Origin of the sequence: Flavonifractor sp. An9 (assembly GCF_002161245.1) — a bacterium.
GTDB lineage: Bacteria > Bacillota > Clostridia > Oscillospirales > Oscillospiraceae > Flavonifractor > Flavonifractor avicola.
The window spans coordinates 12386-27382 of record NZ_NFHC01000021.1; the positions used below are offsets into that span (position 1 = coordinate 12386).

The window sequence follows — 14997 nt, forward strand, 5'->3', positions numbered from 1 at the left end:
GGCCACCCCTACGGGAAACACCGGACCCACCCGGTCTGCTGTAGGGGCGGCCTTTATGGCCGCCCGCAAAAAAGGGCCTGTTGCAAAATGTGCAGCTCGTACAAAGACCCGTCATTCCGAGAAAAACGGCCGCCCACCGGGCGGCCGTTTTTCGTGGGAATCCGTCCCTTTTGCCGGGGAAACGGATTGCCACGCCAGTGTGCGCACTGGCTCGCAATGACAGGTTTGTGCAAAACAGCTATTTTGCAACAGGCCCTTTTTCACAATATGGCTTACTCGCCCACAACAGCGGCGCAGCGGGGGCACAGTTCGGCGTGATGGCCGTCGGTGCCGATGGCGTCGTTGTGGTTCCAGCAGCGGGGGCACTTGGGGGCCTCGGACAGCTTGACGGCGATGGTGCAGGGGATGAGGCACTCCTCGTTCTTCTCCCCCTCCACGCTGTCGGTGGTGACGGTGACCTTGGACACGATGCACAGGGAGGCCAGGTCCACGTCCTTCAGGAAGCCGGCGTCCTGGTTGGACACGGAGACAGTCACCTCGGTGTCCTGGGCCTTCTTGAACACGCCGGCGTTGCGGGCGTTCTCCAGGGCCTTGTTGACGGCGTCACGGAGAGCCACCAGCTTGGCCCAGCGGTCCTTGGCGGCCTCGTCCAGAGCGAAGGCAGCGTTGTCCTCGGGCATATCGTTGAGCAGCACGCTCTCGGCGTCCACGCCCTTGGCGTGCTTCATGGCGTGCCAGATCTCGTCGGAGGTGAAGGCCAGGATGGGGGCCACCAGGCGGGTCATGCCGTCCAGGATATAGTAGAGGGCGGTCTGGGCGGAGCGGCGCTCTTCCTCGCTGCCGCAGTACAGCCGGTCCTTGATGATGTCCAGATAGAAGTTAGACATATCCACCACGCAGAAGTTGTAGATGGCCCGGTACACACCGTGGAACTCGTAGCGGTCGTAGGCGGCCCGGACGTTCTTCACCAGCTCGTTGAGGCAGTGGAGGGCGTAGCGGTCCAGATCCATCAGCTGTTCCACCGGCACCAGGTTGGCGTCGGGATCAAAGTCGCACAGGTTGCCCAGCATATAGCGGGCGGTGTTGCGGATCTTCAGGTAGGCCTGGGAGAGCTGCTTCATGATCTCCTTGGAGATACGCATATCCTGGGTGTAGTCGGCGGAGGCCACCCACAGGCGGAGCATATCGGCGCCGTACTCCTTGATGACCTCATCGGGGGCCACGGCGTTGCCCAGAGACTTGTGCATGGCCTTGCCCTCGCCGTCCACGGTCCAGCCGTGGGTGGCGATCTGGTGATAGGGGGCCACGCCGTTGACGGCGATGGAGGTGAGCATGGAGGACTGGAACCAGCCGCGGTACTGGTCGCCGCCCTCCAGGTACAGGTCGGCGGGGTACTTCAGGTAGGGACGCTCGGCAGCCACGGCAGCCCAGGTGGAGCCGGAGTCGAACCACACGTCCATGATGTCGGTCTCCTTGGAGAAGTGGGCCTTGCCGCACTTGGGGCACACGAAGCCCTCGGGCAGCAGGTCGCGGGGCTCACGGTCAAACCACACGTTGGAGCCGTGCTCCCGGAAGAGGGCGGCCACATGGGCGATGGTCTCGGGGGTGACGATGTCGGCGCCGCAGTCGTCGCAGTAGAAGATGGGAATGGGCACGCCCCACACGCGCTGACGGGAGATGCACCAGTCGTTGCGCTCGGAGATCATGGAGATCATGCGCTCCTTGCCCCAGCCGGGGTGCCACTGGATGTCATCGCAGGCCTTGACGGCGGTGTCCTTGATGGCGTCCACGGAGCAGAACCACTGCTCGGTGGCGCGGTAGATGATGGGGTTCTTGCAGCGCCAGCAGTGGGGGTAGGAGTGGGTGATCTGCTCCTTGGCCACCAGGAAGCCTTCCTTCTCCAGGTCCTCCACCACCAGGTCGTTGCCCTTGGCGTAGAACTGGCCGTTGTAGCGCTCATCGGTCATGACGCCCTTGGCGTTGACGGGCACGGGCACACCGATGTTGGTCAGGCCGGCCTTGTCGTACTGCTGGCAGATCTGGAAGTCCTCGGCGCCGAAGCCGGGGGCGGTGTGGACGCAGCCGGAACCGGCGTCCAGGGTGACGTGCTCGCCGTTGAGGATGACGGACTCACGGTCGAAGAGGGGGTGGGTGGCGGTCATCAGCTCAAACTCGCTGCCCTTCAGCTCGGCCAGCACCTTGCAGGCCTCATAGTCAATGTGGGCGGCCTTGCACACGCTCTCAGCCAGGTCCTTGGCCAGAATATACACGTCGCCGGAGGGCACCTGGAGCAGCACGTAGTCGAAGTCGGCGTTCAGGCAGATGGCGAAGTTGCCGGGGATGGTCCAGGGGGTGGTGGTCCAGATCACGAAGTAGGTCTTGCTGAGGTCGGCGTACCGGCCCAGCTTGCCCTTGTCGTCCCGGACGGGGAATTTCACGAAGATGGTGGTACAGGGGTCGTCGGCGTACTCGATCTCGGCCTCGGCCAGAGCGGTCTGGTCGGCGGGGCACCAGTACACCGGCTTCATGCCCTTGTAGATCAGGCCCTTCTCGGCCATCTTGCCGAAGACCTCGATCTGCTTGGCCTCAAACTCGGGCAGCAGGGTGATATAGGGGTTGTCCCACTCGCCCAGCACGCCCAGGCGCTTAAACTGCTCGGTCATCTTGGCGATGTAGCTCTCGGCGTACTCCCGGCACTTGGTGCGGAACTGGGCGGTGGTCATCTCGTCCCGCTTGACCTTCTTGTCCTTGAGAACGGCGGACTCGATGGGCAGACCGTGGGTGTCCCAGCCGGGCACATAGGGGGCGCAGAAGCCGGTCATGTTCTTGTGCTTGACGATCATGTCCTTCAGGATCTTATTCAGGGCGGTGCCGATGTGGATGTTGCCGTTGGCGTAGGGCGGGCCGTCGTGGAGGACGAAGCTGGGCTTGCCCTCGTTGCGCCCCACCATTTTGTTGTACAGGTCGTGGTCGTACATCTCCTGGAGCATATCGGGCTCCCGCTTGGGCAGGCCTGCCCGCATGGGGAAGTCGGTCTGGGGCAGGTGGACAGTCTGGTTGTAGTCCATGGGTGTTTCTCCTTTTTATATTGAAAATAAATAAAAAACGGGGTTGGAGGCAAACAAAAAGCGCCTTCGTCTCTCAAGAGACAAAGGCGCACACCTCTGCGGTACCACTCTCATTGTCCCGGACGGGCCGGGACCGCTCGACAGCCTGTAACGGGGCCAGCCGGGGCCGCTTACTCCGTTCGGCGGCCATGCTCAGAGGTGATTTTCCCGGCCCGTCCTGTCCGCCTTGCACCAAAACGGCGGCTCTCTGCGCAGGGTTGGGGGCGGTACTCGTCCTCGTCACAGCATTTTGCAGATGAAAATCACTGGGAGACGCCCTTTTTTGGCGTCTCCCAGTATCTTACCTGTTTGCAAGGCTTCTGTCAAGGGGTTTTACCCCTTTTGCATCAGCTGAACGGTAAGTCCGTCCGGACCGGTGAGGAAACAGAAGCGGACCCCCGGATGGGGCTCACGGATGGGGGTGGGGTTCAGCCCGGCGGCCTCCGCCCGGGCCCGCTCCCCGTCCAGGTCGGCCACGGCGAAGCCCAGGGACAGACCGGCATAGCGGACGTCAGAGTGGCCGGCGCCCTGGATCAGCTCCACAGCGGTCTCCCCCTCCCCGCCGGAGAGGAAGGCAAAGTGGGCGTCGCCCATGGAGAACCGGCGGAGGACCTTCAGCCCGGTCCAATTCTCCAGAAAGGAGACGGAAGCCTCCAGATCGGTGACGTAAAGGGTGGTGTGCAGATAGTGCATGGTCATGCCTCCAGATAAAAAGGAGGCGCCGTGGAAAACCGCGGCGCCTTCCGTCATGGTTTGTCAGCGGTTCAGCGGATCTCGTAGTCCTTGCCGAACTGCAGGTTGTCAAAGTCGATGCGGCGGGTGGGCTCCTCCACCACGTCATCCTCGTCCTCCTCCACCGGATGGGCGGCGGGGGCCTTCCGGCCGCTGAGCTCCATCAGCTCATCGTACAGGCTGCTCTCCTTGGCGCCCTCGGAGGCCTTGGGAGCGGACAGATCGGTGGTGTCCTCCTGCTCCTGCTGGATGATCCGCTCCACGTTTTCCTCGATGTCCCGGGCGGTATCCCCCACCGGGTCCACGGACACAGGGGCGGCGGCGGTCAGATTGGACAGGCCGCTGAGGAAATCCATCTCGTGCTGATGGAGCTCCTTCAGCTTGCCCACATAGGCGGCGGTGGACTGCTGGGCGGCGGCCAGGCGCATCTGCTCGTCCCGAATGGCCTGCTGCAGCTCGGCCATACGGGCCTTGGCATCGGCCTCGGCGTTCTGCATCAGCTGGTTGCGCTTGCTCTCGGCCTCAGCCACCAGGTCGTCCGCCATCTTCTGGGCGGTCATCAGGGCCTTGCGCATGGCGTCCTCGGTGGAGCGGTACTCCTCCACCTTCTCCACCAGTACCTTCATCTTGGCCTTCAGGGTGGCGTTTTCCTTGTAGAGGGTGGTGTAATCCGCCGTCAGGATATCCAGAAATTCGTCCACCATCGACATATTATATCCGTTAAACGCCTTGGTAAAGGCGTGTTCCGAAACTTCCTGCGGCGTAAGCATAGGTTGATTCCCCCTGATTTTTTGTGTCTTGTTCCCACCCGATGCTGCGCATCGTGCGGGGACCCCGATTTTGGATCTGCCCGGGCGAAATGAATTCGCCCGGCATCAAGGTTTTTGCTGTGCAAAAACGCTTGGGACGCCGGACTCCCGGCGGGACAACGTGGACGTTGTTCTCCTAAGACTGCTTTTAGAAATACAGCCCGTTGTTCTCCAGCTCATCGATGAGATCACCGAGAATGTCCACGTTGTAGGGCGTGATGATGTAGGTGGAGATAGCCACCTTCTTGATCTTGCCCTCGTTGGCGTAGGCCACGCCGGACAGGAAGTCCAGCAGGCGGCGGGCAATGTCCTTGTTGGTGGACTCCAGGTTGAGGACCACGGTGCGCTTCTCACGCAGGTGGTCGGCGATCTCGCTGGCGTTCTCGAAGCGCTCGGGCTTCACCAGCACCACCTGCAGCTGGGTGGTGGTGTGGATGTTGACCACCTTGTTGCTGCGGCGCTCGTTATCCAGAGAATAGAGGCTGCCGGTGGACTCCTGAGCGGCCTGGCTCTTGGCGCTCTTGCGCTCCAGCCGGTCGCCGCCGGTGCGGTCCATCCGCTCACTGCGGGAGACAGGCTCGAAGTCGTCCTCGTAGTCGTCCTCCGGCTCGTCCTCGTAGGGGCGGGCCAGCCGCCGCAGTTCATCAAACAATCCCATATTCGGTTACCTCCTGAATCATATCAAGCTTTATGCATGGGAGGGCGGGGGCCGAACAGGGCGGTGCCTACGCGCACCAGGGTGGCGCCCTCGCGGACGGCGTCCTCATAATCGCCGCTCATTCCCATAGAAAGACAGTCGATTGTGATTCCATTATCCGACATCTTGTCTCTTATGTCAACAAAAAGCTGACGCATTTTCGCAAAAAAGGGCCGGTTTCCGTCGGGTCCCTCGGCCACCGGAGGGATGGCCATCAGCCCCCGCAGATTCACATGGGGACAGGCGGCCGCCTTCTGGGCCAGAGCGGGCAGCTCGTCGGGAGAAATTCCGCTTTTGGATTCCTCCCCGCCGATGTTGATCTCCAGCAGGATGTCCTGGATCAGGTCCAGCTTGGCGGCCTGGGCCTCGATGGCGTCCAGCAGATGCTCCGAGCCTACCGACTCGATGAGATCCACCCGGCCCACCACCTGCTTGACCTTGTTGGTCTGCAGATGGCCGATGAAATGGAGGGCGGCCCCGGCATAGGCGTCGTCGTCCAGGTGGGCGGTCATCTCCTGCACCCGGTTCTCTCCGCAGATGGTGATACCGGCGGCAATGGCCTGCCGGATGGTATCCGAGGTCTGGACCTTGGTGGCGGCCACCAGGGTGATCTCGGACGGGTCACGGCCCACTTCCCGGGCCGCGGCGGCGATGTTGGCCTTGACCTGCGCTACTTTCTCTTCCAGGGACATAATAGGCACCTCCAAAAAATACACACATAAATAAGGCAAAACCGCCTGCGCGTCTGGGGCGCAGAGGGATCGTCCAAACTAATCGATGACCTTGCCGTCATAGAGCTCGCCGGAGGAGATGATGATCTGGTCTCCCGCCCGCAGGGCCTTTTTGGCTGCCGTGGTGGTGGAGGTATCGGCAGCGGTGACCAGGATGTAGTTGTCCTCCTCGGCCAGGATGGATACCGGCTTGAACTCGGCACACTGGCCCACCAGGGCATACACGCCGGTGACCGATACCTGGGACTCCTCGCCGGTCTCGCTGTCGGTGACGGTCTGCTGCTCCACCCGCAGGGCCTCCTTGGGCAGGCGGATGCCGGAGGTGGTCTCAAAGACCAGCTCCACCGTCTGCCGCCGGAGCAGGGTGGTGTCGGACAGGAACTTGTCGGTGGACAGTACCACCACCACCTGCCCGTCCACCGGGTCCCCCAGCCGCTCCACCTTCATGTCCACCTCGCCGGACCAGTCCCGGGAAAAGCGGACGGTGATGCTCCGCCCTTCCACCAGCCGCTCGGCGTCCGCCTCCGGCAGGGTGCAGGCAAAGTACCAGGTGGAATTGGTGATGAGCTTGCCAATGGCGGAGGTATCCTCCGCCGGCTTCTGGTTGGACAGGTCCTTCAGCTGGGCCGGGGTAAGGGTTTCCATCATAGCGGGGGTGATGAGACTCTCGTATCCGTCCACCAGACCGGAGAAAATGCCCGACTGGGCGGCGGTGACCCGGCTGGTGCTCTGGGAGGCCTGGGCGGTCAAAGACTGGATCTGGACCTTCACGTCGTCCAACGAGGCCTGGAGAGCGGCGGTGGAGTCCTCCCCCTCCGCATCAAAGGTATAGCTGCGCTTATAAATCAGGCTCTTCAGCTCCATGGTCTGGCTCTCCAGACCGGTGAGGTCGCCGGAGGCGGAAGCCCCCCGGAGATTGGCAATGGCGTCGGCCACCCGGTCGCTGAGCTGGGCGGAGTCGCCGCTGCCGCCGGTCTGGGCCAGGGCATATTCCAGCTGCTCCTGCTCCAGCAGCAGCTGCTGGAGGGTTTCCCGCTGGGTGAGTCCGGCGTCGCTCTGGTAGAGCAGGGCCACGGTCTCACCCCGGCTTACCTTCTCCCCCTCCTCGGGGAGGACCTCCACCGTGCCGCCCTGGCCGGTGAGGACACTCTCCTCCCGGACCAGAAAGCCGGTGGCCTCCACGCTGTCGCTGACGGTGTAGGTATAGGCCAGCACCGTGGGATAGAGCTCCCGCAGGCTGTTGAAGGCGGAGACTCCGATGGAAATGAGCACCGCGGCCAGTACCACCAGCATCACGATGCGGGAATTCAAAGAACCTTGCTTCATAGGCGCTCCTTTGGTCAGTCGCCACGCTCCTCCCGCTCCAGAGAGATGGCCCGTTCGGGCACGATGGTGGAGATGGCGTGCTTGTAGATCACCTGCTGCTTGTCCCCCGTCATAAGTACCACCACAAAGGCGTCATAGCCCACGATCTGGCCTTTCAGCTGATAGCCGTTCATCAAAAAGGTGGTGACGTTGGCCCGGGTCCGCCGGGCGCGGAGCAGGAACAGGTCTTGCAGGTTGGGTGTCTTTTGCATTTGGATGCACTCCTTTTTCTCTGAGATGCATCCAATATATACCAATTACTGGAAAGGTTTTGTCGGATTCTGGGGAAGGGACCACATTTCCCGGGGAGTTATGCCCGTCCGAACCGCTTTTCGATCTGGCTGCGGGTCAGTTCGATGGCTACCGGGCGGCCATGGGGACAATATTTCACTTCCCCCGCCATGACAGCTTTAGCTACCTTGAGCAGCTCGGCCTCCCCGTTTTTCTGGCCCCCCTTGATGGCCGCCTTGCAGGCCATGGTGTGGAGGAGGGCGTCCCGGGCGCTGTCCGGGTCGGCGGTGCCGCAGGTGATGAGCCTGCCCGCCAGCTCCAGCAGCACGTCGGGAATGGCGGCGGCGTCCACGTCGTCGGGGGCGGTGCGGACGATGATGGCTCCGCCGCCGAAGTCCTCCGCCTCAAAGCCGAAGCGCTCCAGCAGGGGCAGCTGGGAGAGCAGGGCGGCTCCCTCCTCCGCCGGAGGGGTAAAGACCACCGGGGTCAGGAGGGTCTGGACCATGGGGGTGTATCCCGCCGCCTTCAGGCGGTCAAAGTTCATCCGCTCATGGGCGGCGTGCTTGTCGATGAGGAGCACCTTGTCCCCCTGCTCCACGATGATGTAGGTGTTTAAGACCTCACCCGCCATACGCCAGGGTGTTTCTTCTGGCTCGGGCTGGATGGGAGTCTGGGGTTCCACAGGGGGGATGGTGGGAACGGGTTCCTTTTCGACCACCGTAGGGGCGACCCTTGTGGTCGCCCGCGGGGTCTCGGGAGCAACCTCCACAGGCGGGGTGGTTTTGACCGGGATATCTGGGACAGCAGTCCTTACAGACGATGGGGTGGGAGCCGGAGCCGGTTTGGGCTCGGGCCGCACAGGCTGGGGCGGAGTTGTAGGGGCCACCCTTGTGGCCGCCCGCACAGGTTGAGCGGTTTGGGCAGGCCGGGCGGCAATATCGTGGAGAGGCAGAGACGGGGCGGGTTTGTTTGCCGTCTTGCGGAACTGCTCCGCCGTCATGGTGCGGAAGGTGGTCTGGTGAGGGGTCACCGTGTCCTGAGTTGCCTTGGGGGCCAGCCGGGGGCTGTCCGCCAGGGCGGAGGGCCGGGACCGGTCAGCCTCCAGGGTGGACTTTACGGCGTAATACACCGCGTCAAATACCTTTTTATCGCTGCCGAACTTGACCTCCTGCTTGGTGGGGTGGACGTTCACGTCCACGGCGTTGAGCTTGGTGGTCAGGTGGAGCACGCAGCCGGGGAACTTGCCCACCATCTTCTGGTTGGCGTAGGCCTCCTCCAGGGCGGCCATCATGGTGCGGCTCTTTACATACCGGCCGTTGACGAAGAAGTGCTGATAGCCCCGGGTGCCCCGGCAACAGGTGGGCAGGGACACAAAGCCGGTGACGCTCATATCCTCCCCGGAGCCCTTCACCGGGGTGAAGCCAAGTGCCAGGTCCCGGCCCAGGACCGCGTACAGGGCGGACTGGAGCTTGCCGTCGCCGGGGGTGAGCAGGTCCTGCTTGCCGTCCCGGAGGAACTTGATGCTCACCTCCGGGTGGGACAGGGCCAGCCGCTGGATCATGGCGAAGCAGGCGGCGCTCTCGGCAGAGTCCTTCTTCATAAACTTGAGCCGGGCGGGGGTGTTGTAGAACAGATCCTTCACCACCATGGTGGTGCCCTGGGGACAGCCCGCCTCCTCCTGACTTACCACCACCCCCGCCTCCAGAGAGAGGGCGGTGCCCAGGGGGGCGTCGGCGGTGCGGGTGAGCAGCTCCATCCGGGACACGGCGGAGATGGCGGCCAGAGCTTCGCCCCGGAAGCCCAGGGTGCCGATGGCCTCCAGGTCGTACTCGGTACGCAGCTTGCTGGTGGCGTGACGGAGAAAGGCGGTGGGGGCCTCATCGGCGGCAATGCCGCAGCCATTGTCGGTGACCCGGATCAGGGTCATGCCCCCGTGCTGGATCTCCACCGTCAGCTTGTCCGCTCCGGCGTCGATGGCGTTTTCCATCAGCTCCTTCACCACGGAGGCGGGCCGCTCCACCACCTCGCCGGCGGCGATCAGGTCGGCTACATGGGAGTCAAGTTGTTGGATGTGAGGCATAGAAATACCTGCTTTCTAAACGGAGGAATGGATGAATGCAGGGGCGGCGCACCCGGCACTCCGCGGGATCAGTGCAGCGCCCCCAGCAGCGTAAACCCATTGAGGGCCATATGCAGGACGATGGCGCTCCAGATGGAGCCGCCCCGATCGTAGCACCAGGCCAGAGCCAGGGCCATGGGGGCGTATTGGAGCATCAGCAGCAGGTACCGCAGGTCCAGGGTCCCGAAGGCATACACGAACTGGACGGCGCAGTAGAAGGAATAGAGGACCACCGACAGCACATAGCCCAGGGGCCGGCTGTAGCTGCGGACCGAGCCGAAGAGCAGGCCCCGGAACAGGGGCTCCTCCACCAGGGGCATGAGTACCACCAGAATAAAGACGGTGGCGGTGGGGGCGAAGTAGTATTGCTCGGGGTAGCTGATCAGGTTGGGGTTCTGCACCGGCAGGGGGATCAGGCCCACCAGGAAGGAGAGCACCTCGGCTCCCACCAGGCCGGTGATAAAGGCAAACAGGTTCTCGGGCAGCCAGTCCAGCAGCAGCCGGAAGCCGGTTTTCAGGAAGGACCAGAATACCAGAAAGGTGAGGCAGGCAATGATGAGGTAGTAGACCACGTTGGCCTCGGCCACCGGGAACTCCCCCTGATAGGAGCGCTGGACCCAGCCCATGAGCCAGGGGAAGAGAAACACATACAGGGCGAAAAAGACCCAGCCCCGGTAAAACTCCGCCCGGGTGATCTGGGAGCGCCAGGGGCGGCGCCGTCCGGTGAGCATGGTGTGTTCCTCCTTTTTTGTGGTTGGTTTTATACCAGCTGCTTCAATTCAAAGAGCAGGTTCATGGCCTCGATGGGAGTGAGGGTGTTGAGATCCACCCCCTGGAGCCGTCGGGCCACCTCTCCGCCTCCCATGTCCAGCAGGGACATCTGGCCGGTGGCCGGAGCCGCCGGGGCCTGGGGAGCCTGGACCCCGCCGGCCTCCAGCTCTTTCAGAATGTGGCGGGCCCGGGTGATGACCCTGTCGGGCACCCCGGCCAGCTTGGCCACCTCGATGCCGTAGCTCTGGTCGGCCCCGCCGGGGACGATCTTCCGCAGGAAGAGGATGTCGTCCCCCTTCTTCTTGGCGGCGATGTTGTAGTTCTTCACCCCGGGGATAACTCCCTCCAGGGCGGTGATCTCATGGTAGTGGGTGGCGAAGAGGGTCTTGGCCCCCAGCCGCTTTTTGTCGGCGCAGTACTCCAGCACCGCACGGGCGATGGACATACCGTCGTAGGTGGAGGTGCCCCGGCCAATCTCGTCCAGGATGAGCAAACTCTTGCTGGTGGCGTTTTTTAAGAGTTCCGCCACCTCAGTCATCTCCACCATAAAGGTGGACTGGCCGGCGCTCAGGTCGTCGCTGGCTCCGATGCGGGTGAATACCCGGTCCACGATGCCGATGCGGGCCGAGCGGGCGGGGACGAAGGAGCCCATCTGGGCCATCAGGACGATGAGGGCCACCTGCCGCATATAGGTGGACTTGCCTGCCATGTTGGGGCCGGTGATGATGGCCACCGTGTTGTCTTTTCCGTCCATCCGGGTATCGTTGGGGACAAAGAGGGCGTTTTTCAGCATTTTTTCCACCACGGGATGGCGGCCCTCGGAGATGTCGATGGTGTCGGACAGGTCCACCTCGGGGCGGCAGTAGCCGTTCTCGACGGCTACGGCGGCAAAGGAGGCCAGCACGTCCACCTGGGCTACGGCGGCGGCGGAGCGCTGGATGTCCCCCACCCGGGCGGCAGCTTGCTGCTGCAGGTCGCAGAACAGCTGATACTCCAGGGCGGTGACCCGGTCCTGGGCGGACAGGATCTCGTGCTCCAGGTCCTTCAGCTCCTGGGTGATGAATCGCTCACAGTTGACCAGGGTCTGCTTGCGGATGTAATCCTCGGGCACCTGGTCATAGTAGGACTTGGATACCTCGATGTAGTAACCGAATACCTTGTTGAAGCCCACCTTCAGGCTCTTGATGCCGGTCTTTTCCTTCTCCCGGGCTTCCACGGCGGCCACCAGGTCCTTGCCGTTGGTGAGGATGTCCCGCAGGCGGTCCACCTCCGGGTCGTATCCCGCCCGGATGAAGCCGCCCTCCCGGACGGAGAAGGGAGGCTCGTCCACAATGGCCCGTCCGATGAGTTCCCGCAGGTCGGGCAGGTCGTCCAGGGCGGCGGACAGGGCGGTGAGCAGGGCCCCGGAATAGGGGGAGAGCAGCTCCCGCAGCCGGGGCAGCCTGCCCAGACCGGCGGCCAGAGCGGCCAGGTCCCGGCCTCCGGCGGTGCCGTATACGATGCGGCCGATGAGCCGCTCCAGATCGGTGACCTCCCGCAGGGTGTTTTTCAGCTCGTCCCGGCCGATGGGGTCGCCCACCAGCTCCTCCACCGCCCCCAGCCGGCGGCTGATGGCGCCGGGAGAGAGCAGGGGCCGCTCCATCCAGGCGCGGATGAGCCGGTGGCCCATGGCGGTGCGGGTCTTGTCCAGCACCCACAGCAGGCTCCCCTTCTTCTCCTTGGAGCGGAGGGTCTCGGTGAGCTCCAGGTTGCGCCGGGCGGTGAGGTCCAGCTCCATGAACTGGCCGGAGGTGAACCAGGTGAGGGTGGTGATGTGGCTGAGGTCGGTTTTCTGGGTCTCGTAGAGGTAGCTGAGAAGGCCGCCCACCGCCTGGAGGGCGTGGTCGTCCCCCTGGGGCAGCTGATCCAGGCCGCCGGTGAACTGTTCCTCCACCAGGGCGCGGGCGGAATCGGGCCGGAAGCGGGCCTCCCCGCCGTTCTCGCACCGGCATTCCAGCTTGCCTGTGAGAAAGTCCAGCAGGGCGGCGTCGCTGTAGGCCCCGTCGGACAGCATGGCCTCCCGGGGGGAGAAGCGGCCCAGCTCGTTGCACAGGTGCTCCCTGCTGTCGGGGCCGGTAAAGGAGGTGACGGAGATCTCTCCGGTGGAGATGTCGCAGAAGCACAGCCCCGCCCCGGCGGAGTCCTGGTAGATGGCGCAGATGAAGTTGTTGCGGCCCTCCTCCAGCATGGAGGAGGCGATGATGGTGCCGGGGGTGACGATGCGGATGATGTCCCGGTCCACCAGCCCCTTGGCGGTGGCGGGGTCCTCCATCTGCTCGCAGATGGCCACCTTGTAGCCCTTGGCGATGAGCCGGGCGATGTAGGCGTCGGCACTGTGGTAGGGCACGCCGCACATGGGGGTGCGCTGATCCTCCGGCTTGCCCCGGTCCCGGGTGGTGAGGGTGAGATCCAACTCCTTGGAGGCCAGCTTGGCGTCCTCCTGGAACATCTCATAGAAGTCACCCAGCCGGAAAAAGAGGATGCAGTCCGGGTGAAGCTCTTTCATTTTCAGATATTGGCGCATCATGGGGGTCAGCTCGGACGGCATGGCGGGCGCTCCTTTTCTAAATGATAATTGAAATGGAAAGGGACGGATTGCCGCGCCGGTGTGCGCACTGGCTCGCAATGACGGCCCTATAGTGTGGGGTACAGATCAGTCCATCCGGGATTCCGGCGGTTGACCAGGGCGTTTTTTCGTTTCCTGGACCAGGATTTGATCTGCTTTTCTCGGGCAATGGCTGATTGGATGGATGGGGTGGCCTCAAAATAGACCAATTTTGTAATATCATAACGGGCGGTATAGCTGGCGGGATCGGCATGGGCGCGGTGCTGGGCGACCCGGCGGACCAGGTCCCGGGTTACCCCGGTGTAAATGGCTACATTGGTGGCGTTTGCCAGGATATAGACGTAATACATGGCTCCGTTCTCCTGCCTGTCATTGCGAGCCAGTGCGCACACTGGCGTGGCAATCCGTATTTTACTCCGCCTTCTCCCCCATCAAAGACCACTTATTGGCCCCGGTGATCTTCACGTCCACAAACTGGCCGATGAGGGACTCGTCCCCGGTGAGGCGCACCAGCCGGTTGCCGGGGGTGCGGGCGGTGAGGCCCTTGTCGTCGGTGCCGTCCACCAGGCAGCGCACCGTCTTGCCGATGTAGGCCGCGTGCTTTTCCTCGGAAATCTGGTCCTGCCGCTCCACCAGCCGCTGGAACCAGGCCGCCTTCTCCTCCTTGGAGACGGGGTCGTCCATCTTGGCGGCGGGGGTGCCCACACGGGGGGAATAGATAAAGGTAAAGAGGGCGTCAAACCGCACCTCGTCCAGCAGGGTCATGGTCTGCTCGAACTCCTGGGCGGTTTCCCCGGGGAAGCCCACGATCACGTCGGAGGTGATGACCACATCGGGGATGGCCTCACGCAAACGGCGCACCTTGTCCAGGTAGCCCGAGCGGTCATACACCCGGTTCATGGCCTTCAGCACCCGGTCGCTGCCCGCCTGGAAGGGCAGGTGGAAGCAGGGGGCGATCTTGGGGGAGGACGCCATGGTGTCAAAGAGCTTCTGGGAGGCGTCCTTGGGATGGCTGGTCATAAAGCGCAGCAGGAAGTCCCCCTCGATCTGGGAGGCCGCCTTCAAGAGGTCGGCGAAGTCCATGGGATTGTCCAAATCCTTGCCGTAGGAGTTGACGTTCTGGCCCAGCAGGGTGATGTCCTTGTATCCCTCGGCCACCAGGCCCCGGATCTCCTCCAGAATAATCTCCGGCTGGCGGGAGCGCTCCCGGCCCCGGACGTAGGGCACGATGCAGTAGGTGCAGAAGTTGTTGCAGCCGTACATGATGGACACCCAGGCCTTCACCTTGTCCTGGCGCACCACCGGGATGCCCTCGGCGATGGAGCCGGGCTCGTCGGTGATGTCGAAAATGCGGCCCCGGCGGGTCACCAGCCGGTACAAGAGCTCCGGGAACCGCCACAGAGCGTGGGGCCCGAACACCAGGTCCACCTGCCGGTAGCTCTCCTTGATCTTCTGGGCACGGTGGGGCTCCTGGGCCATGCAGCCGCACACGCAGATAAGCTGGTTGGGCTTTGCCCGCTTGGTGTGGACCAGGGCGCCCACGTTGCCCAGCACCCGCATTTCGGCGTGTTCCCGGATGGCGCAGGTATTGATGAGGATGAGATCGGCCTCGGCCTCGCTGTTTGTAAAGTCGTAGCCCATCTCCTGCAGGTAGCCCCGCAGCCGCTCGGAGTCGGCCTCGTTCTGCTGGCAGCCGTAGGTGTCCACGAAGGCCAGCGGGGGCGTGGGACGGGCGGCGTTACGCTCATGGAGTTTCTGGCAGAAGTCCCGCTGACGCGCCACGTCGGCGGGAGAAATTTTGGTGGTCTGTCGGTTCAAAACGGTTCCTCC

At 63.4% G+C, this 14997-nt stretch carries 12 protein-coding genes and 1 other annotated feature; all 12 genes read right to left on the reverse strand.

The annotated features are described in order from the left end of the window. Positions 1–272 precede the first annotated feature (272 nt). Complete coding sequence (ileS, locus tag B5G40_RS12585) at positions 273–3068, reverse strand: isoleucine--tRNA ligase (RefSeq protein ID WP_087399830.1); 2796 nt, start codon at positions 3066–3068, stop codon at positions 273–275. A 73-nt stretch (positions 3069–3141) separates the two neighbouring features. Continuing rightward, positions 3142–3360 (reverse strand) — a binding site (T-box leader). Between the two features lie 80 nt (positions 3361–3440). After that, positions 3441–3800 (reverse strand): VOC family protein, encoded by a 360-nt coding sequence (locus tag B5G40_RS12590; RefSeq protein WP_158099534.1) that lies wholly within the window; start codon positions 3798–3800, stop codon positions 3441–3443. 71 nt (positions 3801–3871) lie between these two features. After that, positions 3872–4609 (reverse strand): DivIVA domain-containing protein, encoded by a 738-nt coding sequence (locus tag B5G40_RS12595; protein ID WP_087399831.1) that lies wholly within the window; start codon positions 4607–4609, stop codon positions 3872–3874. 187 nt (positions 4610–4796) lie between these two features. Beyond that, positions 4797–5306 carry a cell division protein SepF gene (locus B5G40_RS12600; protein ID WP_087188919.1) on the reverse strand — a complete coding sequence of 170 codons (510 nt, stop codon included), beginning with the start codon at positions 5304–5306 and terminating at the stop codon, positions 4797–4799. A 23-nt stretch (positions 5307–5329) separates the two neighbouring features. Further along, on the reverse strand, positions 5330–6037 hold the full coding sequence (locus tag B5G40_RS12605) for a YggS family pyridoxal phosphate-dependent enzyme (protein WP_087188918.1): 708 nt from the start codon (positions 6035–6037) through the stop codon (positions 5330–5332). Between the two features lie 78 nt (positions 6038–6115). Further along, entirely contained in the window at positions 6116–7402 is a 1287-nt protein-coding gene (locus B5G40_RS12610; RefSeq protein ID WP_087399832.1) for an HlyD family efflux transporter periplasmic adaptor subunit, read from the reverse strand. A 14-nt stretch (positions 7403–7416) separates the two neighbouring features. Next, positions 7417–7653 (reverse strand): RNA chaperone Hfq, encoded by a 237-nt coding sequence (gene hfq / locus B5G40_RS12615; protein WP_087188916.1) that lies wholly within the window; start codon positions 7651–7653, stop codon positions 7417–7419. Between the two features lie 98 nt (positions 7654–7751). Continuing rightward, positions 7752–9752 carry a DNA mismatch repair endonuclease MutL gene (mutL, locus tag B5G40_RS12620; protein ID WP_087399833.1) on the reverse strand — a complete coding sequence of 667 codons (2001 nt, stop codon included), beginning with the start codon at positions 9750–9752 and terminating at the stop codon, positions 7752–7754. A gap of 68 nt (positions 9753–9820) precedes the next feature. Further along, positions 9821–10522, reverse strand: coding sequence for a CPBP family intramembrane glutamic endopeptidase (locus B5G40_RS12625; RefSeq protein WP_087399834.1), 702 nt, complete (start codon positions 10520–10522; stop codon positions 9821–9823). Positions 10523–10551: 29 nt separating this feature from the next. Continuing rightward, positions 10552–13149 (reverse strand): DNA mismatch repair protein MutS, encoded by a 2598-nt coding sequence (mutS, locus tag B5G40_RS12630; protein ID WP_087399835.1) that lies wholly within the window; start codon positions 13147–13149, stop codon positions 10552–10554. 86 nt (positions 13150–13235) lie between these two features. Next, entirely contained in the window at positions 13236–13517 is a 282-nt protein-coding gene (locus B5G40_RS12635; protein ID WP_087188912.1) for a GIY-YIG nuclease family protein, read from the reverse strand. Between the two features lie 61 nt (positions 13518–13578). Further along, entirely contained in the window at positions 13579–14985 is a 1407-nt protein-coding gene (gene miaB / locus B5G40_RS12640; protein WP_087399836.1) for a tRNA (N6-isopentenyl adenosine(37)-C2)-methylthiotransferase MiaB, read from the reverse strand. Positions 14986–14997: the final 12 nt, after the last annotated feature.